The 17,711-nt window shown below is 44.0% G+C and carries 19 protein-coding genes; 13 read left to right on the top strand and 6 right to left on the bottom strand.

Translation table 11 applies throughout. From position 1 onward, the window contains the following. Positions 1-220 precede the first annotated feature (220 nt). From rpmH to GWK76_04530, 4 genes are read left to right on the top strand one after another with little or no spacing between them, the layout of a single operon-like run. The gene (gene rpmH, locus GWK76_04545; GenBank protein QHU92541.1) at positions 221-358 is read left to right on the top strand and encodes a 50S ribosomal protein L34; all 138 of its coding nucleotides are present in this window, start codon (positions 221-223) and stop codon (positions 356-358) included. A 52-nt stretch (positions 359-410) separates the two neighbouring features. Further along, the gene (gene rnpA / locus GWK76_04540) at positions 411-758 is read left to right on the top strand and encodes a ribonuclease P protein component (GenBank protein QHU92540.1); all 348 of its coding nucleotides are present in this window, start codon (positions 411-413) and stop codon (positions 756-758) included. 24 nt (positions 759-782) lie between these two features. Next, positions 783-1,733: a membrane protein insertase YidC gene (gene yidC, locus GWK76_04535; GenBank protein QHU92539.1), complete on the top strand. Its 951-nt coding sequence runs from the start codon at positions 783-785 to the stop codon at positions 1,731-1,733. 9 nt (positions 1,734-1,742) lie between these two features. Further along, on the top strand, positions 1,743-2,204 hold the full coding sequence (locus GWK76_04530; GenBank protein ID QHU92538.1) for a KH domain-containing protein: 462 nt from the start codon (positions 1,743-1,745) through the stop codon (positions 2,202-2,204). On the opposite strand, the gene GWK76_04525 is transcribed toward GWK76_04530, so the two are convergent. Beyond that, complete coding sequence (locus GWK76_04525; GenBank protein ID QHU92577.1) at positions 2,201-2,569, bottom strand: GtrA family protein; 369 nt, start codon at positions 2,567-2,569, stop codon at positions 2,201-2,203. The two genes, GWK76_04530 and GWK76_04525, sit on opposite strands and share 4 nt — an antisense overlap. A gap of 59 nt (positions 2,570-2,628) precedes the next feature. Next, positions 2,629-3,642 carry a glycosyltransferase gene (locus GWK76_04520; protein QHU92537.1) on the bottom strand — a complete coding sequence of 338 codons (1,014 nt, stop codon included), beginning with the start codon at positions 3,640-3,642 and terminating at the stop codon, positions 2,629-2,631. A 38-nt stretch (positions 3,643-3,680) separates the two neighbouring features. On the opposite strand from GWK76_04520, the gene GWK76_04515 reads away from it, so the two are divergent. Genes GWK76_04515 through GWK76_04500 form a run of 4 tightly spaced genes read left to right on the top strand, consistent with a single transcriptional unit; the run spans position 3,681 to position 7,471 of the window. Further along, the gene (locus tag GWK76_04515; protein QHU92536.1) at positions 3,681-4,490 is read left to right on the top strand and encodes an ABC transporter permease; all 810 of its coding nucleotides are present in this window, start codon (positions 3,681-3,683) and stop codon (positions 4,488-4,490) included. 2 nt (positions 4,491-4,492) lie between these two features. Further along, positions 4,493-5,653 carry an ATP-binding cassette domain-containing protein gene (locus GWK76_04510; protein ID QHU92535.1) on the top strand — a complete coding sequence of 387 codons (1,161 nt, stop codon included), beginning with the start codon at positions 4,493-4,495 and terminating at the stop codon, positions 5,651-5,653. 19 nt (positions 5,654-5,672) lie between these two features. Further along, entirely contained in the window at positions 5,673-6,086 is a 414-nt protein-coding gene (locus GWK76_04505) for a glycosyltransferase (GenBank protein QHU92534.1), read from the top strand. Positions 6,087-6,112: 26 nt separating this feature from the next. Beyond that, the gene (locus tag GWK76_04500; GenBank protein ID QHU92533.1) at positions 6,113-7,471 is read left to right on the top strand and encodes a glycosyltransferase; all 1,359 of its coding nucleotides are present in this window, start codon (positions 6,113-6,115) and stop codon (positions 7,469-7,471) included. Positions 7,472-7,545: 74 nt separating this feature from the next. Here the strand turns inward: GWK76_04500 and GWK76_04495 are convergent, their stop codons facing one another. Genes GWK76_04495 through GWK76_04485 form a run of 3 tightly spaced genes read right to left on the bottom strand, consistent with a single transcriptional unit; the run spans position 7,546 to position 11,894 of the window. Next, on the bottom strand, positions 7,546-9,243 hold the full coding sequence (locus tag GWK76_04495) for a hypothetical protein (GenBank protein QHU92532.1): 1,698 nt from the start codon (positions 9,241-9,243) through the stop codon (positions 7,546-7,548). After that, positions 9,240-9,827, bottom strand: coding sequence for a hypothetical protein (locus GWK76_04490; GenBank protein QHU92531.1), 588 nt, complete (start codon positions 9,825-9,827; stop codon positions 9,240-9,242). The genes GWK76_04495 and GWK76_04490 overlap by 4 nt, the downstream gene beginning before the upstream one ends. A 60-nt stretch (positions 9,828-9,887) precedes the next feature. Next, positions 9,888-11,894, bottom strand: coding sequence for a hypothetical protein (locus GWK76_04485; protein ID QHU92530.1), 2,007 nt, complete (start codon positions 11,892-11,894; stop codon positions 9,888-9,890). Positions 11,895-12,028: 134 nt separating this feature from the next. On the opposite strand from GWK76_04485, the gene GWK76_04480 reads away from it, so the two are divergent. Genes GWK76_04480 through GWK76_04460 form a run of 5 tightly spaced genes read left to right on the top strand, consistent with a single transcriptional unit; the run spans position 12,029 to position 16,739 of the window. Further along, positions 12,029-13,126 (top strand): aminotransferase class V-fold PLP-dependent enzyme, encoded by a 1,098-nt coding sequence (locus GWK76_04480; GenBank protein QHU92529.1) that lies wholly within the window; start codon positions 12,029-12,031, stop codon positions 13,124-13,126. After that, a complete protein-coding gene (locus GWK76_04475; GenBank protein QHU92528.1) occupies positions 13,116-14,108 on the top strand; it encodes a Gfo/Idh/MocA family oxidoreductase in 993 nt (330 codons plus the stop codon). The genes GWK76_04480 and GWK76_04475 overlap by 11 nt, the downstream gene beginning before the upstream one ends. Positions 14,109-14,129: 21 nt before the next feature. Beyond that, entirely contained in the window at positions 14,130-15,212 is a 1,083-nt protein-coding gene (locus GWK76_04470) for a carboxylate--amine ligase (protein ID QHU92527.1), read from the top strand. A 53-nt stretch (positions 15,213-15,265) separates the two neighbouring features. Continuing rightward, entirely contained in the window at positions 15,266-16,096 is an 831-nt protein-coding gene (locus GWK76_04465) for an NAD-dependent epimerase/dehydratase family protein (protein QHU92526.1), read from the top strand. Between the two features lie 31 nt (positions 16,097-16,127). Beyond that, on the top strand, positions 16,128-16,739 hold the full coding sequence (locus GWK76_04460; protein ID QHU92525.1) for an HAD hydrolase-like protein: 612 nt from the start codon (positions 16,128-16,130) through the stop codon (positions 16,737-16,739). Position 16,740: 1 nt separating this feature from the next. Here GWK76_04460 and GWK76_04455 read toward each other — a convergent pair whose 3' ends face one another. Next, the gene (locus tag GWK76_04455) at positions 16,741-17,697 is read right to left on the bottom strand and encodes a glycosyltransferase (GenBank protein ID QHU92524.1); all 957 of its coding nucleotides are present in this window, start codon (positions 17,695-17,697) and stop codon (positions 16,741-16,743) included. Positions 17,698-17,711 lie beyond the last annotated feature (14 nt).

Genomic DNA, 17,711 nt, shown 5'->3' with positions numbered 1-17,711 from the left:
AATACCTTCCCCCTCGGAACTACGTTGATAACCCTACTATAGCAAAAAATCAGACTTTTCCACAAGCACAGGCGCCATCATAAAATTCAGGGACTCTCGAGGTGATTTTTCCACAGCAATGAACCACCTCTGATAAATATGTGGAAAAAACAGCAGAAACGGTGGAAAGTTTATCCATGGCTTGCAAAAAATGTCAAAAAAGGCTACACTAAATGACGATATGCCAAAGCGAACATTTCAACCACACAAGCGACATCGCGCCAAGACGCACGGTTTTCGAGCTCGTGTTTCGACCAAGGCTGGCCGCGCTGTTCTGAAGCGTCGTCGCCTCAAGGGTCGCGCTAAAATCGCTATCTAGAACGCAAACTCCCGCCTCGCCTAACAGGGCGGGATTTTGCTATACTGGACTTATGTTACGTCACGTCAACCGATTTCATGGTCATGGTAGTCTGCGCTACGTCTATGCGCGCGGGCGGGCAATTCGCTCATCGCAGCTCACCATGAAATATATTGCCAATCCGCGCCGTCGCCATGGTCGGTTTTCGGTAGTGATTAGTAAAAAGGTGCTTAAATCCGCCGTCAAACGCAACCGCGTACGTCGCCGAATTTACGAAATTATCCGACTCGAGTTACCATATATTCGGGGCGGGTTTGATGTTGTTATTATGGTGTTTTCGCCGGAGGTGCTGGTGATGCCACATAGCGACCTAAGGACGGCAGTAAAACAACTCTTTTCACAGGCGGGGCTGTATAAATAGCGCCACCTCTGGTATAATGAGGACATGAACATGTTTGATGTGGTTATTGTGCAACCAATTTTTAACTTGCTGATGGCAATTTATGCGCTAATTCCAGGCGGCGACTTTGGGGTTAGCGTTGTACTGTTTACAATAATTGTGCGTTTTCTGTTGTGGCCGCTGGTTAAGAAGCAGCTCCATCAAGCCAAAGCGATGCGCAAGATACAGCCCGAACTTGCCAAGCTGAACAAAAAATATAAGAATAATCCACAGATGCGGGCGATGGCGATGATGGATGTGTACAAAAAGCATAACATCAAGCCGATGAGCTCTATCCTGGTACTTCTTATCCAGCTGCCGGTACTGATCGCGATTTACCGTGTGGTGCAGATATTCGTATTGCAGCGCTCAGAGCTCGCTAAGTACACATACGACGTAATGGAGCAGTGGGAGCCGGTCAAGCACTTGATCGCCAATCCAGATCACTTTAACCAGAATTTCTTGGGGCTGATGGACCTGACGAAGCAGGCGTTATCATCAAGTGGTGTATCAATTGGGTTGCTCATCCTTGCCTTGGTGGCCGCTGTTTTGCAATATTTATTATCAAAGCAGATGTCGCCAAGTTCGGACAACAAGAAGCGGTTGCGTGATGTGCTGATGGAGGCGGGCGAGGGTAAGAACGCTGACCAAACTGAGGTTAACGCCATTGTCACGCGCAAAATGATGAAGGTTATGCCGGTGTTTATGTTCCTTATTATGATCAGTTTGCCAGGGGCGCTGGCACTCTATATGGCAACCTCAAATATCGCTGCTTATATCCAAAACGCCATTATTCTCAAGCAAGACGGAACGGAAATGCAACAAATTGCCGGCGAAAAGCGTTCGCCAAAATCTACGAGCAAGTCTGCCGCATCAGCAAAAAAATCAAAAGCCGCTTCGCAACGAGCGGCCACAGCGACTGAGGCGAACATCACGCGGATAAAAGCGAAAGACTAAGGAGGATGTATGGATCAAATCGCGACCATTGAATTTGTCAAGAAATATCTGGAGGACTTTCTGGCGTTCTTTGATCTCAATCTGGATGTCGAGGTTAGCGTTGAAGACGATGTTATCAAGGCTGTTGTGCCGTCGAGTGAGCGTAATAGCTTGCTGATCGGGCGAAATGCTGAGACACTGCGGAGTCTACAAACGGTGGTGTCAGCAATTTTGCGTAACCGTCAGGCGGCGCTGGTGCGAGTGAATGTTGATATCGCTGATTATAAGAAGCAGCATGCCGAAAAGATTGCTGACAAGGCGCGTGGCTGGATCGAAGAGGTGCGGCGGACGGGTGAGACGAAGATTATTGAACTAAATTCGGCTGATCGTTGGGTAGTGCACCATGTGGCGAGTGACTATAGCGATATTGAGACCCACTCTGAGGGCGAAGGCCGTGCGCGGCACTTAGTAATCTCGCAGAAGAGTTCTTAATCTTTGAAGACAACATTGGTGTAGAGCAGGTAGTTCCAGATGAGGCTGGCGACGGTGGCGATGAGCTTACTGGCGAATAGTGCTGTCGGCTGACTGAAATTAAAGCTAATGAAAATTGGCGCGAGTAGCGCAATAATGATAGTCTGAATTACCCAGAGACCAAATAGGGTGACGAGGGTAAAGAGGAGTAGCTGACGGCGAACATTGCCGGTGCGTGAGCGAAAGGTGAATGATCGATTGGCGACAAAGCTGAAACTAAAGGCGATGGTTGTCGAGATAATGTTGGCTAATTCTTTCGGCGTGCTGATGAACCAGGTCAACATAAACAACACACCAAAATCAATGGCGGTGTTGATGGTGCCGATGAGGAGGTAGCGGAACTTGGTGGCGTGTTTGGTTAACATGGTCGCATACTGCCATGATATTATCTCATTCTGAAAAACCGCTTAAATTTTAATAGCCCGGTTTGATTAGGTAACGGTCCATCATGAATAATGCCATGGATGTAGTCGACGGAAACCTTGCGGCTTCTCTGAATTGATACGCGTTTGTAGTAAGCGGCAGGCTTGTGAATGATTGAAACCAGCACACCTTTAAGCGCGGGCCAGCCGTTACCGTGGCGAACAGCGCTAGCGAAAATTAGCCAATATGCCAGGAAAAAGCGCAGACCAATATACCAAAATAACTTTCCTGGAACGTTTTTAATAAAGACCAACGGTAGGTTTTTGAAGGTGTTGTAAACGGCGAGACCTGGTACTTTCTTGCTGCTAGCGCCAACCTTGTGGTAGGCAACGGCTTCAGGTGTAAAGCGGACTTTCCAGCCAGCCAGCTGGGCGCGAAAACTAAGATCGACATCTTCGTAATACATGAAGAAGTCCTCGTCAAACATGTCAATGTCGTTAAAAATTGCTGCGCGGTAAATTGCCCCGCCGCCAGTTGCGCCAAAAACCTCGCCAGGTTTGTCCGGTGCATTTTTGATAGGTTCATCACGACCACGTGGACCAGGCAGGCCCCAGGTGGTATAAAAATCACCTGAAGAGTCAATAGTTTTTCCGTCTCGTCTGGCTAACAACCCAGTCACGATACCGCAACCATCATGACCAGACAGCTCGCTTAACAGGGATTTACACCAATTAGTATCAGCAACTGCATCAGGGTTAAGAACACCCACAAACTCAAACTTTTGGGTAAGTGCGTACCTCAGGCCAGTATTAATACCGCCGGCAAACCCTAGATTTCGTGGGTTTTTAATTAAAGTGATATCTTCTTTTTGATGAGATGCGATATAGCTTTCAAATATATCAACAGAATTATCACTCGAATTGTTGTCCACTATGATAATAGCAGGCTTTAGCGTCTGGCTCGTTAGTGACTTAATACACTCTATGGCATCATCTGAACCATTCCAATTAAGAACGATAATCGCAAGTCTATTCATAATACTCCTCTCGTATTGTATAATAAGTGATACAGATTATGAAATGGTTGGAAATTTTTAGTAGAAAAAACAGAATTCTCCTAAGGGAATTGGTTGTTACAGATTTTAAGTTGCGCTACCAGGGTTCTATGCTCGGATATGTGTGGAGTATCCTCAAGCCGCTTTTTCTTTTTTCCATATTATACATAGTGTTTGATAAGTTCCTCGGTGTTGGAAGAAATATCCAACATTTTCCGGTATATCTATTATTGGGTATAATCTTGTGGAATTTTTTTGTAGAAGCAACTAATCAAGGCCTGAATTCTATAGTAAGCCGGGGTGATCTGCTTAGAAAAATTAATTTTCCAAAGTACATCGTTGTTATCTCTGGGACAGTCTCCTCTCTGATAAATCTGTTTTTTAATATGATTGTTGTGCTATTATTCATTTTTGTTAGTGGTGCACAGCTGTCTTGGATGTCACTGCTTATTCTACCGCTTATCATTGAGCTATACATATTTGCGTTAGGTATCGCTTTTTTCTTGTCAGCTCTCAACGTTAAATCACGAGATACGGGTTATTTGTGGGAGGTGATTACTCAGGCTGCATTTTATGCAACGCCTGTTATCTATCCACTTCAAATGGTTTTACAAAAGAGTAGTGTCGCGGTTGATCTGCTTTTTCTTAATCCGGTTACGCAGATTATTCAGGACAGTAGATATATCCTCATTACTAAAGATACGATGGTGATGTGGGATCGGCTAAACATATGGATGTTATCAATACCGTTTCTCGTGATAGTGATAGTCGGTGTGTTTGCGATATGGTATTTTAAGAAGCGTTCAAGAACATTTGCGGAGGAGATTTAACGATGGACGATATTGCGGTGGCCGTTAACACGCTGACAAAAACATTCAAAATACCAACAGAAGCCAGTAACGGTATCAAGCAAAAAACAATCAATTATCTTAAAGGCAAAAAAGGGTATCGAGAGTTTACTCCCCTAAAAGATATTTCATTTGAGATTAAAAAGGGCGAGTTCTTTGGTATAGTTGGTAAAAATGGGTCAGGAAAGAGTACACTACTAAAATCAATCGCTCAAATTTATACGCCAACAGGGGGTTCGGTGCAGGTAAACGGATCTCTCGTTCCGTTTATTGAGCTTGGGGTTGGTTTTAACCCCGAGTTGACCGGTCGAGAAAATATATTTCTAAACGGTGCCCTATTAGGATTTAGCCATAAAGAGATGGAATTGATGTACGATGATATTGTCGAATTTTCCGAGTTGGCAGATTTTATGGAAGAAAAACTAAAAAACTATTCATCAGGAATGCAGGTTAGATTGGCGTTTTCAGTGGCGATTAAAGCCCGTGGTGACATCCTGATGCTGGATGAGGTGCTGGCTGTTGGTGACGCGGCATTTCAGCAGAAATGCTTTGATTATTTTGAAAAGGTTAAGCGAAGTGGTCAAACAGTAGTTTTTGTCACGCATGACATGAATGCTGTGCGGCGATTTTGTTCAAGAGCTATGTATATAGAGAGTGGTCGCATTAAGCATATCGGGTCTCCTCAAGAGATCGCTGACCTATATACCGAGATAAATATCGAGACCATCACCAAGGCGGAGGAGGAATCTCAAGACGATTCAGTGGAGATGATTGTTGATTTACCGGATAAAAAGTCTTTTACCCAAAAAGAAACACTTGATATTGGCGTTATTGTTGACGGTATCTCTGAGGACTTGTTTGTTAATATTTCTTTTGTATATGGTGGATTTGTGTTTGCTGATCGTAATTGCAGAGATACGCCGCAGCACTTTATCAAAAATGGAAGGAAGATTAATTTTAAGCAGCAGCTAGACTGTTTTAATCCTGGAAGATATGATATTCACATATCACTACATCGTCGGATTGACGACGGTATTGTCAAACATTTGCCACGCGCTTTCTCGTTTGTTATAAAAGGAAAGGACAAATTTCGTGATGGGCCGATGAAGTTGTTGGGAGAATGGAAATTATATGAAGGGAGATGAGTAAAGCAACATGAAAAATATGATTATCAATAGCGCAAAATTTGCTGTCCGCGCAACATTACATCCGTCATACGGTCGAAAACAAATTCGTCTGTATCGCGATCGTAAAATTGTAAATAAAAAGAGATACGATGAATACATTGAGTGGTTTGGCAAGCACACACTGACGGCCGAGCAACTTAGTGAACAAAAAGAGCAGTCTAAAAAGTTTCGTTACCGTCCGCTGATTAGCATTTTGCTACCAACATACAATACAAATCCAGAGTACCTTCGTATTTGTATTGATTCAGTGCTGGCCCAGAGTTATGATAATTGGGAATTATGTATTTCTGATGATAATTCTACGAACGAGCAGACGAAGCATGTTGTTAGGGAATATGTAAAAAATATGACAACATTACAGCAACTTTCCGTAAAAAAAATGGTCATATAGCCGAGTCGTCAAACACCGCCCTCACTATGGCAAAAGGAGAATACATATCGCTTCTTGATCACGATGATATATTAGCGCCCAATGCACTGTTTGAGGCTGTTAATGTGATCAATAAGTATCCTGAGGTGGAGCTTATATACACTGATGAAGATAAAATTGATCAGGAGAACAATCATATAGAGCCGTTCTTTAAGCCGGACTGGAGCCCCGACTTTATGAATTCATGCAATATGGTCACTCATTTTGCAACAATGAAAACCAGCACCGTAAAAAAGGTCGGTGGCTTTACGCCGGGCACACAAGGAGCTCAAGACTGGGACCTATTCCTAAAGATTGCCGCTCAAACAGACAATATTTATCATATTCCGAAAATTCTATATCACTGGCGAAAGTCGGAAACCTCCACTGCTATGAATGCCGATAGTAAGCCGTACGCCTATGTTAATCAAAAGCGGGTAATTCGTGATAGTGTCAAGCAGAGAAAAGAAAATGCATCCATTGACGCTCATATTGCATTGGGTTTTTGGCGCAAGAAGTACGTCATACCGAATAATCCGCTCGTGTCAATTATTATTCCGACTAAGGATAACTTTACCTATATCAAGAACTGCGTCGAATCAATTATTGAAGACACAACGTATCCGTATTTTGAAATCGTCATTGTTGATACGGGGTCGACAGATAAGCAGGTTAAAGATTTTTACAAAAAGCTAACCAGTGGTCTTGAAAGCGTAACCATCGTTAATTATAAAAAGAAATTTAATTTTTCAGATGCTTGCAACCAGGGGGCAAAAGCTTCTCGTGGAGAATATCTTTTATTCTTAAATAATGACACCAAAGTTATTACGCACGACTGGATACAGGCACTGTTGGAACATGCTCAAAGGTCAGAAATTGGTATGGTTGGGCCAAAGCTATTGTTCGAAGATAAGACCATTCAGCATGCCGGAATTGTCCTGTCGGAACGAGATATAGCGTTTCATCCATTTTATGGCGAGGATCAGCGGGTTGATATATTTACCTATATTTACACGGCTAATATTCGCAATGTATCGGCCGTAACCGCTGCATGTAGTATGGTGAGTCGGAAGAAGTTTGATGAGGTTGGCGGCTTTGACCCGAAACTGCGGGTTACCTATAATGATGTTGATCTAAACCTTAAGCTGCGTAAAAAGGGTTACTACAATCTGTACACTCCTTATGCTGAACTATTTCATTATGAATCGAAGAGTGTTGGGCGCATCAATACGAGCGAAAGAGACAGCACCGAGCTACAAGAAGCGCAAAACGAGATGCGTAAAAGATGGGGCGATTATTTGAAGCGCGACCCATTCTATAACGATAACTTTGAGCAATTTGGACCGGGCTATCGCTTACCTAAATAAAACACATACCGCAATAGCCATCATCCCCGCCAGTAAGGCGGGGATATTTGATGAAATACCTACACCCGAGAGGCTTAGTATGTGCCCGATGAGGTCGATATATGGCTGTCCCACGATTGCTGATTGTCGCCCCACCCATGAACCTCAATTTTATTATGAGGGGTGTCTCGGTATTTAATGTAATAGATCGTGTCTCTACCTCTACCAAACAGATCAGCTGCCACCATATCATTTGTAGCTACCACATAGCCAGCTTGCGGGTAATTGCTGGCGGTATGACGTATCCAGTTCTTTAATGATGCGTCCCAAACATGAAACTCAACTCGTCCACTTGAAGTGTTGCTGTATTTAACGTAGATAAACTCGTCCTTCTTGTCGCCATCAAGATCGGCAGCGATGACTCGACCTGTATTCATGCTGGCGGCGGGATGACTTGTCGCGGTATGTCGGAACCAACTTGTACCGTTATCACTCCAGCCGTGCACCTCAATCATTCCGGTGTTGGTCTGCTCATAGTTAATTAAATAGTATTCATCCACCCCGTCGCCGTTAGTATCAGCGGTAATAACCTCTGATAATCGTGGGTCTATCGGTCCGGCGGTTGTTGCGGTATGTGCTAGCCAGCGCAACCCGTCTTGAGTCCAGGTATGAAACTCAACGCGTCCACTTGCCGTACCATTATAGTCGACTTTCGTTAATACTGTATTCCTGTGATTTACTTTTTGCGAGATAACTTTACTGTATTGTTGATTGAATGTGTATGAATTTGTGGCGACATGTTGTGACCATGTTTGTAGGTGAGCATCTGCCCACGTGTGCATCTCCGCGCATTTACTGCCAGTGTTATTTGGTACGGTGATCGTTAGTGTATCTCGGCTACCATTTATTCTGGTTGGTGCAATTCGAGCGCCGGTTGCAACGCCGGGTAGATTTTGACCGTCTCGACAGGCGAAGGAGCTGCTTGAACGAGTACCGCCAAACCAATCAGTAAAATAATTGTAGAAATTACGATTTCCATAAGAGCTACAACCGTCGCCCCTTCCGTAGCCGGCAGCTAAAGCTGCGGCGTTTGGTTGATATGGTGTATAGCTATAGAGTGCGGCAGTTGTCCAGTTTTGAATATTTACATGCGATCCACCGCAGGCCGCATTTGGACTCCAGCGGACAAAATTAACGCCGGTCGTATATGGGGAATACCAATTCGGATTACGAGTAATGATGTAATGGAAGTGTTTTGCGGCCCACTCTAGTTGGTTTTCTAAGCCAAAATATTTACTATCACAGGCGGCCGTGTCTGGACAGCCGTAGCCGGTTGCGCTTCTAAATTGACCGCGCGTTGGCCAAACATCGGTCACTAACGCCTGTTCCTTTTGTAGAAGAACTATAAGAAGTTGAGGGTTGACGTGATATTTTTGGGCGACATCAAAAATTAATTGAGCGGCACTCCTTCCATCTCCCGATCGGTAATCACGTAGACAGGTATACGGTGGACCATGCCAGCCGCGCAAAGAAGCATACTGAGCACGGCTAATGTCGGGCCTTCCGAACTCTCTTGCCGGTTGAGATCCGTTAGTGTCGCATTGGGGAACTTTGCTGTTGAGAAAAGCTTGAATTTGCTGCGCATTCATAGATCCATAATTGGTGGCGACTGTATCATCCATGATGTTGCCTGGATCAAAATCATTCAAGGTAGCCGACACTGGTAATGAAGTAAACAATACTCCCAGGCAGATTGATATCGACAGTCCTACGCTGAGTAGAAACTTTTTCATATAGTTACCTCCCCCTCGGCGCTGCCAGTAACGGTAGCATCCTCATAGCGAATTGTTATTGTCCATTTTCCCGGTGTCAGTTGAGAAAGGGGTACATTAAAGCCCTTACAGCTGGAGGTGCTCGGTCCGGCCTGTGACCCGGCGCTATTTGAATATGTTCGTCCGCTGCTGTGACGCATCGATAGGGTGCAGGTGCCGTTTGAAGAAATGGTTTGGATAAGACTGCGTACGTAAAGAGTAGCAGCAGACTTATCAACTGTTGCGGCGGTTATGCTTACTACAACCGTCGGCTTACCGCCGTTTGGCGACGGAGTTGGCGCCGGGGAGGGGTCGCTACCTCGCGGTGTTTTGGATTGCGGTGAAGATTTTTTGTCTCCTGATCCTTCAGTCGTGTTTTCTAATGACTTTTCTTTTATATTGTTGCCAGCTGTTTTTTGCTCCTCTGTTGCTTCAGTAAATTGGTTTTTCGTAAAAGGCCAAAATTTAAACCCATAGGCTGTTAGAGCGTACCCAGTTAATAGCAAAAATAGTATAACAAATACCAAGATTATTTTTTTATGGTTTCGTTTTTTATGTATTCTCATGTTAGTAGATCATTTCCTTTATGGTTAATCATAGCAAGTACTAATAATATAGTAAAGACTTTACGGGGTTCTTTTATAAAACATAATAGTGCCACCACCCACTGTGGTTTGGTCAATTAATTTGTAGCAGGGAAGTTGGAGGGGGGTCGTTGCGATAACGTGAGTAATAGTTCTGCCGAGATGGTTGTTGCAATTCAAGCGCGCAATGAACACATCTGGCTGCGTTAGCTTTAAGTCGTCCGTGATTGTGTCAGACAGCAGTACGTGAGCATATCTATTGTAAATAGTTTTGTCCTTGGATACTTTCGACCAAAAGTCTTTATCAGGATAAGTGTGAACCCCGGTAATTGATTTGCGATTGGCCATTTGCGGAAAATTCTCCAAAACAACCGTGCCAGACAGTCCCCATACATCATCAGGTGATGACAGCGAAGCTATTTTGCTGGTAATTATATTACTATTATAGCCACTGCCGAGGCCTTTGTAGAGAGGCTGGATGGTTATGGTTGACATGATGCAAAGAGCTAATAGCAGCAGCAAGCCAAGCTTTTCTTTGCCAATAAAAACAAGAGCTAGGCCGCCAGAAAAGCTGATAGCGGCTATACCTAATATACGTAAGTCTCCGGCAAAATTACGATTAAATTTTATAACAAATACTATCGTTAGAATATATACAATAACTATGAGACCTGAATAGAGATATATCCATGGACGGTATTTTGATACAAGCTGTTTACTGTTGGCGATAACATAAAGTAACGAAAGAATACCCACAAAGCCCAAGCCAAGCTGAAGCCTCGTTATTGGCACAAGATGCAGCATAAAGGGCTTTGCTATCGTGGAAAACCCCGGCAAAAATAGATGTGCAGCGAATACTAGACAGGTAGTAACGATTGCTACACCCACCCAATCTATCATTCTTTTTTTGCGCCATTGATAAAGAAGTATAAGTAATATAGGAATAATAAAGGCAAAAGGTATGATGATAGACGCTGATAGTTCGCTCTGATTGATGCTACCCTTACTTGGATCAATCGAGCCAATGGACGAATTATCCTGTAGACGATACTGACTATAGCCTGCTAATCCAATAAGGTCAGCCTGTGATGGTGTTCCTGAATGTACGAAGCGTGCTCCGGGGTAATCTGTGCCAGAAATGGCTCGCACCGCATCCAGCCTAGTGATTAAAAATACGCCGATGATACCAATGGCCACTAAGGTAGAGCCAGCCAGAACAACTGTGTTGATATACAGTCTCTTGCGTGTCTTTTTGGTAAGTTTCTTCCAGGTGTTTATGTAATAACCAAGAAAAACTAGACCTACCGTAATTACGACGGGAATTTGAAAAGCAGGGTATAGCAATAGAGCAAATCCTACTAGTGAATAAATGAGCGAACCAGACAGTATGAGCTGCGATATGATATTGCCACGCTTATAGTTAGCGAGAAATGAAAGAGGCCTATGTTCTATCAAGCGCATGGCTGTAAGCAGTATGACGATTCCCCAGACGATGCTCATGATGGTGATTGTTTGATACCACCAGAATATAAAAGGAGTAAATGAACCGACGATAGACAGCAGGCTCGCGAGCGAGTATTTGCCGGGAAGGAATTTTAAGGCTAGAAAATATATGCTCAGCAATAATGACGCGAGCAAAAACCACCATTTAAAGGCAAGGGCAAACTCAAATGGTATAATGAAAAAAGCGAGATTCTGAGGGCGGAATATAGTCGACCACTCTTTATAGGGCGCGTCGGAGACGAGGCTCATATTTTTTCCAGAATCACCGAAGTTCTTGTTGATGAGCGGATAACCGGCTGCTTTTTGTGCAATTGTAAACTGCGTAACAACCAGCCACTCATCGCTACGAATATGTCGGGTCTCACCAGCTATGAGATTTGACGACGGTTTCCCTTGAAGAAATAGATCGTAGTACGGGCCAAACGAAGACCCGGAAATTTTTAAGCCAGTTGCAAAAAGCAAACAAATGATAACCGCCGACGGAAACAGCCATTTTTTACACGAGTCGTTTTTAAGCCTTGTGAGTATAGATCGTAGTGATTGCATGGTATTAGTATACAATAAAAACAGGAAGTACAATGCTACTCCATGAAGCATACCTCTCAGAAACGAAAAATAAAAAACGAGTAGTATGCTATACTATTAAATATAGAATAGAAGTAAGGGAGGAGATTATATACATGATAAGTATAGCAGCGCCAGTCATCGAAGAGGAAGAGCGTCGGGCGGTAAATGAAGTTATAGAATCGGGCATGTTGGCTCAGGGACCAAAGGTTGCCGAGTTAGAAAAGAACTGGGCGGAGTATTGCGGGGTAAAACATGCGTTAGCAGTAAACAGTGGTACAGCAGCTATTCACTGTGCCTTGTATGCTACTGGTGTGAGAGAAGGCGATGAGGTCATTACTACGCCGTATAGCTTTATTGCTACTATTAACCCGATAGTAATGTTGGGTGCTCGACCAGTCCTTGTAGATATTGATGAAGAAACGTTCAATATCGATGTTTCTAAGATAGAAGCTGCTATTACTGAAAAAACAAAAGCCATCGTGCCAGTTGACTTGTATGGTCAGCCATGTAATTGGGCCAAGCTACAGGAAATTGCCAAAAAGTACGACTTAAAAATTGTTGAGGATGCGTGCCAGGCCATTGGTGCAGAATATCAAGGAGTAAAAGCTGGCGCGTTGGGTGATTTCGGTTGTTTCTCTCTGTATGCCACCAAGAATATTATGTGTGGCGAAGGTGGTATCGTAACGACAAATAGTGATGAGGCTGCAGCAGCGATTCGTTCGTTTAGGCAACACGGTATGGTTGCGCCATACGAATACGCAGATTTGGGATATAACTATCGTATGTCAGATTTGCACGGTGCTATTGCTATTGAACAGTTGAAGAAGGTAGAATACTTCACAAAGAAACGTCAAGAAAATGCTCACAAATTAAATGATGCCTTAGCAGGCGTTGCGGGCATTAAAACGCCGACCGTTAGCGACAATCGAAACCATGTATATCATCAATACACCATTTTACTAGACAAAAACATACAACGAGATCAATTTATTGCCACCTTGAGGGACAAGGGTGTTGGGGCTGGTATTTACTATCCAAAGCCTTTGCACGTATATCCACATATCGCAAAGCTTGGCTATAAGGTCGGTGATTTCCCAGTGGCTGAAGACTTGGCGGCACGAGTTGTGTCTCTGCCGGTTCATCCAAAGGTTACAGATGAAGATATTGAGGTAATCGTTGCGGCGATCAAGGAGTCTATCAATGGCCAATAAACAAGAGGGGAAATTGAGGGTCGCCGTCATTGGTACTGGTAACATGGGCAGAAACCACGTTCGTAACTATTTCATGCTTCCAGAGTCAGAGCTAGTAGCAATTGCCGACGTAAATCCTGAGGCAAAATCTCTCGCTGAGGATTATAAGGCGAAATTCTTTACTGACTACAAAGAGATGCTTGAAGAGGCGCGACCTGATGCGGTTTCTGTGGTGGTGCCAACACCATTTCATCTTGAGGTGGCTACGGAAGTTATGTCGCGAGGTATTCACTGTATGCTGGAGAAGCCGATTGCCTCGTCGGTGGAAGAGGCTGACAAGTTGATTGCTTGTGCTAAGAAGAATAACGTTACCTTTACGGTTGGTCACATTGAGCGATTTAATCCAGTCATCAAGAAGTTGAAACAGATGGTTGACGACGATGCCATTGGCGAGATCACCTCGGTGGTATGTAAACGCGTTGGTGGATTTCCAGCGGTTGAGCCAAAAACTGATGTCATCATTGACTTAGCAGTACACGATGTTGATATAGCGAACTACCTTTTGGGCCAAAAACCAAAATCTATTTCTAGTCACGGCTCACGCACTCGCCACAGTAGAAAGATTGATTCGGCGGAGATACTAATGGATTACGGTCGGGCTTCTGGGTTTATTCAGGCTAATTGGCTCACACCAGTGAAGATTCGCAAAATTGCTTTGACCGGATCGCTCGGTTATCTGGAGGCAAATTATATTACTCAGGAACTTGTCTACTACAAACACAATATGAAAAAGATCGAAAAAGAAGGTTTCACAGAGTTTGTGTTGCAGGTTGGCGATCCAGAAAAGCGAATTATTAAGGTTGATTTTGAAGAGCCGCTCGCCGCTGAGCTAAAAGCTTTTCTGGCGAAGGCAATGGGCCGTACCGCCGCGATAGTTGATCCAAGTGATGCTCGTGAGGCGCTAAGGGTGTCGCTAGAGGCTATTGCACCATTTGAAAAATAGTAAGGAAAGGAGTTAAGTATTATGAAACGAATTTTAGTCACAGGAGCTGGCGGCTCGCCATCAGCAAACTTTATTCGCTCGCTAAGGGCTGCTGATGAAGAATATTATATTGTTGGCACAGATGCAGATAAGTATTATTTGCAGCGTGCTGAAGTTGATGCCAGGTACCTGGCGCCACTTGCGAGCGACCCAAAATATACTGATTTCTTGAACTACGTTATCGAAAAAGAAAAGATTGAATTTGTCCACGCACAGAATGATGTCGAGGTCGGTTTCTTGAGTGAAAATCGAGAAAAGATCAATGCCAAGACATTTTTCCCGGCTAAGGAAACGGTGAAAATTTTGCAAGATAAGTTTGAGTCATTTAAGCTCTGGGAAAAGGCCGGCATTAAGGTGCCAAAGACTAAGCTGATAGAAGGCCGAGATACTGACTTGGCTGCGCTCCTCGAGGAGATGGGCGGCTCGATGTGGATTCGGGCTATATCGGGCGCTGGTGGGCGTGGATCGCTTCCAGTTCATGACGTTAAGAGCGCTAAAAACTGGCTCGATTTTCAAGAAAAAAATGGCTCATGGGATGGTAACTTTACTGTGTCTGAGTTACTCGAGCCGGAGACTGTTACATGGATGTCTCTCTGGAAGGATGGTGAATTGGTCGTGGCGCAGGGCCGTAAACGACTATACTGGGAGTTAGCAAAGATTTCACCGTCTGGCGTGACCGGCGCCACTGGTACGGGCGTTACGTATTCAAGTGACGAACTGGATGATATTGCACGTCGAGCGGTGCTGGCTGTTGATGATAAACCAGATGGTTTGTTTGGCGTTGATATGGCGTATGACAAAAATGGCATACCAAACCCAACAGAGATTAACATCGGTCGCTTCTTTACGACACACGAGTTCTTTACTCAGGCGGGTCTAAATATGCCTGAAATGTTCGTTAAGCTTGGTTATGGTGAAGCTGTGCCAAAGATTGAAAACAACACCAACCCCTTACCGGATGGCTTGGTGTGGATCCGAGGTATGGACTTTGAGCCGGTGCTGTCAGATATGAAGACTGTTGAAGAGAGTGTTGCTGAGCTTGACCGTATTCTTCAGGAGTTGTAGTGAAGCTTCTTATCACGGGGTCCTCAGGGTTTGTTGGTAGACGCTTCTTAGAAATGGCACCAACTGATTGGGAGATTATCTGTTTGGGCCGGTCTCAGCCAGATAGTCTCACTGGTCGCTGGATACGGTGTGATTTATCAGATCAAAAAAGTATAGAATCAGCAACCAAACAGGTGGGCAGTGAAATGTTTGATGCTATCGTTCATTTGGCGGCGTTTGTACCGAAAACAGCTGCTGATGACACTCTTGATAACGCAAGGCTAGGTAATATAGACGCAACAATTAACCTGCTGACTCATTTTGGCGAAAAATCTGAGAAGATCATCATTGGCAGCACGGCAGAAGTGTATGATCAGTCGAAAATTCACGGTCCAATTACAGAGGATAACGTCGTCGCCGGCGGCTCGTACTATGGATCTACTAAAATGGCTAGCGAGCTCATCGCTCAGTCGTACGCAAAAAAAATGAATAAAGAGTTAACCATTTTGCGGTTTTCAGTGATGTATGGCGGGTATGATCCTATCGCCCGAGCGATACCGAACTTTATTCGAGCAGCGAAAGCTGGTGACGATTTGACGATTCGTGGTGCAAAAGTACTGCGTGATTATGTACATATTGACGATGTGGCTCATAGTATTATATGTGCGGTTAATGCAAGTGGAGTCGGTGTAGTCAATATTGGAACAGGTAGGGGCGTTTCCATTCGAGAGACGGCTCAGGCGATTGTTGATAGTACGCAGTCAACGAGCCGCATTGCCGTTTTATCCGAAGACGGCGGCTCTGATATAGTCATTGATATATCTCGAGCGGAGAAGTTACTTAATTATCATCCTGAAGTGTTTTTTCCAGATAAACTTAAAGAAATGGAGAAATTGTATAAATAATAAAAATATATTCGTTGATTTTGACGGTACGTTGGTTAATATTGCCCCGCGACACTATCGGGTTTATGAAAAATGTGTTAAGGCGCTGGGCGGGACTCCGCTTAACAAAGAAGAATATTGGGAAATGAAGCGCGCTAACCTGTCTTGGGACAGGCTACTACCACTGAGCGGCCTGAGCATTAATGAAAAAGATGCATATCTCAAGTTGTTTATTGACCGAATCGAGTCGCAAGAAGAATTGGGTGCGGATGAACTCTTTAAGGATAGTTTGCGCACACTAGAGCAGTTACGGGCAAACGATAACAAGTTGTATCTATTAAGCTTGAGACGAAATGCAAATGCTCTTGATTGGCAGATTGAACATTTGGGAATTCGGCATTTGTTTGAAAAGATTTTGTCGGGCCATAGCGACACGAAAGAGGGGACGCTGCTGAAAAAGGCGGATATCGTCAGGCAAACAGTGGACAAGCCAAGTGAAGTCGTTATCATTGGCGACACCGAAGCAGACATCGCGGCGGCTCAGCAGCTCGGTGCAACCAGCATCGCCCTTATGAGCGGTATTCGTAACGAGGAATTTTTATCAGCCATGCATCCAAACCATCTCGTTGATGGTATCGGCGATGTAAACAATATCAAGCTGTAGTTTATTTCTTAAAATTGTTGTTCTCATTAGAGACATCAATGGTGAGCGCTGTTAAAACTAGCTGTACACTTAAAATAAATGGTAGTACAGCTAGCATAACGCTGCCAGCGGTCGGTGATTGATGAGCGAATAATTTAACATACAACAAGAAAGCTGCAATTAACAGCGAGATAATCAAGAAAAACATACCAGTAAACAAGAACAGGGCTACGGGATGAAATCCATACAGGACGTATTTATAGTAAATTCGTCGCCAAAAACCCTTCCATACGGCCTTGAGGTTACGCCAAGCGGTTGGGATTAGTTTAATAGTTGACTTCTCATCACCGTAATGAGCTGGTACGGCGTGGTCAATAACTTTAGCATTGACTATGGATAAGGCGGTCAGCATGCTGGTTTCATAGTCGTAGCGCTTTTCAACTATGGAGAAATCGACCTTTTCAATTATGTCGCGGCGTAGCCAACCGCAGCCATTAGTGATGTCTGTGATAGAATAATATCCAGTCGAGAATTTTGTTAGCAATGATATGAAAATATTGCCGAATTGCCGGTATTTTGGCATAGTCTTAAAGGCTTCTCGGTGGAAGAAGCGGCTAGCTTTCACGTAATCTGCTGATTGATCGATAAAATCGTCTAGCATTGCTTCGAGGTATGTCGAGTCAAACTGGTCGTCGCCCGCCACGATCCCGATAGCGGTCGCTTTGGTCTGCTCAATAGCGTAATTATATCCTGCGATGAGAGCGCCGCCGACACCTTGATTTGTTTCGTTGTCAACGACAATCAGTCGATCATTTTGCTTTTTTAATTTATTTAGAACCCCAATGGTGTCATCAGTGCTGGCATCATTAACGGCTATAACATGGTCAATGTACTTTGGTAATTTCTTGATCGTTTGAGTGATCATTTTTTCTTCGTTATAACAAGGTATAACAACTGCGGTCTCTAATTTTCTATACATACCTTTCATTATAC

This window comes from Candidatus Saccharibacteria bacterium oral taxon 488 (assembly GCA_010202465.1).
In the GTDB taxonomy this organism is placed as follows: Bacteria; Patescibacteriota; Saccharimonadia; order Saccharimonadales; family Saccharimonadaceae; genus Nanosynbacter.
This window is presented reverse-complemented; position numbering and strand designations above follow the sequence as displayed.

What these genes read in the sequence shown, in the direction of transcription:
- rpmH (QHU92541.1), top strand. Translation starts at nt 221, where the DNA reads ATGCCAAAGCGAACATTTCAACCACACAAGCGACATCGCGCCAAGACG.
- rnpA (QHU92540.1), top strand. Translation starts at nt 411, where the DNA reads ATGTTACGTCACGTCAACCGATTTCATGGTCATGGTAGTCTGCGCTAC.
- yidC (QHU92539.1), top strand. Translation starts at nt 783, where the DNA reads ATGAACATGTTTGATGTGGTTATTGTGCAACCAATTTTTAACTTGCTG.
- GWK76_04530 (QHU92538.1), top strand. Translation starts at nt 1,743, where the DNA reads ATGGATCAAATCGCGACCATTGAATTTGTCAAGAAATATCTGGAGGAC.
- GWK76_04520 (QHU92537.1), bottom strand. Translation starts at nt 3,642, where the DNA reads ATGAATAGACTTGCGATTATCGTTCTTAATTGGAATGGTTCAGATGAT.
- GWK76_04515 (QHU92536.1), top strand. Translation starts at nt 3,681, where the DNA reads ATGAAATGGTTGGAAATTTTTAGTAGAAAAAACAGAATTCTCCTAAGG.
- GWK76_04510 (QHU92535.1), top strand. Translation starts at nt 4,493, where the DNA reads ATGGACGATATTGCGGTGGCCGTTAACACGCTGACAAAAACATTCAAA.
- GWK76_04505 (QHU92534.1), top strand. Translation starts at nt 5,673, where the DNA reads ATGATTATCAATAGCGCAAAATTTGCTGTCCGCGCAACATTACATCCG.
- GWK76_04500 (QHU92533.1), top strand. Translation starts at nt 6,113, where the DNA reads ATGGCAAAAGGAGAATACATATCGCTTCTTGATCACGATGATATATTA.
- GWK76_04495 (QHU92532.1), bottom strand. Translation starts at nt 9,243, where the DNA reads ATGAAAAAGTTTCTACTCAGCGTAGGACTGTCGATATCAATCTGCCTG.
- GWK76_04490 (QHU92531.1), bottom strand. Translation starts at nt 9,827, where the DNA reads ATGAGAATACATAAAAAACGAAACCATAAAAAAATAATCTTGGTATTT.
- GWK76_04485 (QHU92530.1), bottom strand. Translation starts at nt 11,894, where the DNA reads ATGCAATCACTACGATCTATACTCACAAGGCTTAAAAACGACTCGTGT.
- GWK76_04480 (QHU92529.1), top strand. Translation starts at nt 12,029, where the DNA reads ATGATAAGTATAGCAGCGCCAGTCATCGAAGAGGAAGAGCGTCGGGCG.
- GWK76_04475 (QHU92528.1), top strand. Translation starts at nt 13,116, where the DNA reads ATGGCCAATAAACAAGAGGGGAAATTGAGGGTCGCCGTCATTGGTACT.
- GWK76_04470 (QHU92527.1), top strand. Translation starts at nt 14,130, where the DNA reads ATGAAACGAATTTTAGTCACAGGAGCTGGCGGCTCGCCATCAGCAAAC.
- GWK76_04465 (QHU92526.1), top strand. Translation starts at nt 15,266, where the DNA reads ATGGCACCAACTGATTGGGAGATTATCTGTTTGGGCCGGTCTCAGCCA.
- GWK76_04455 (QHU92524.1), bottom strand. Translation starts at nt 17,697, where the DNA reads ATGTATAGAAAATTAGAGACCGCAGTTGTTATACCTTGTTATAACGAA.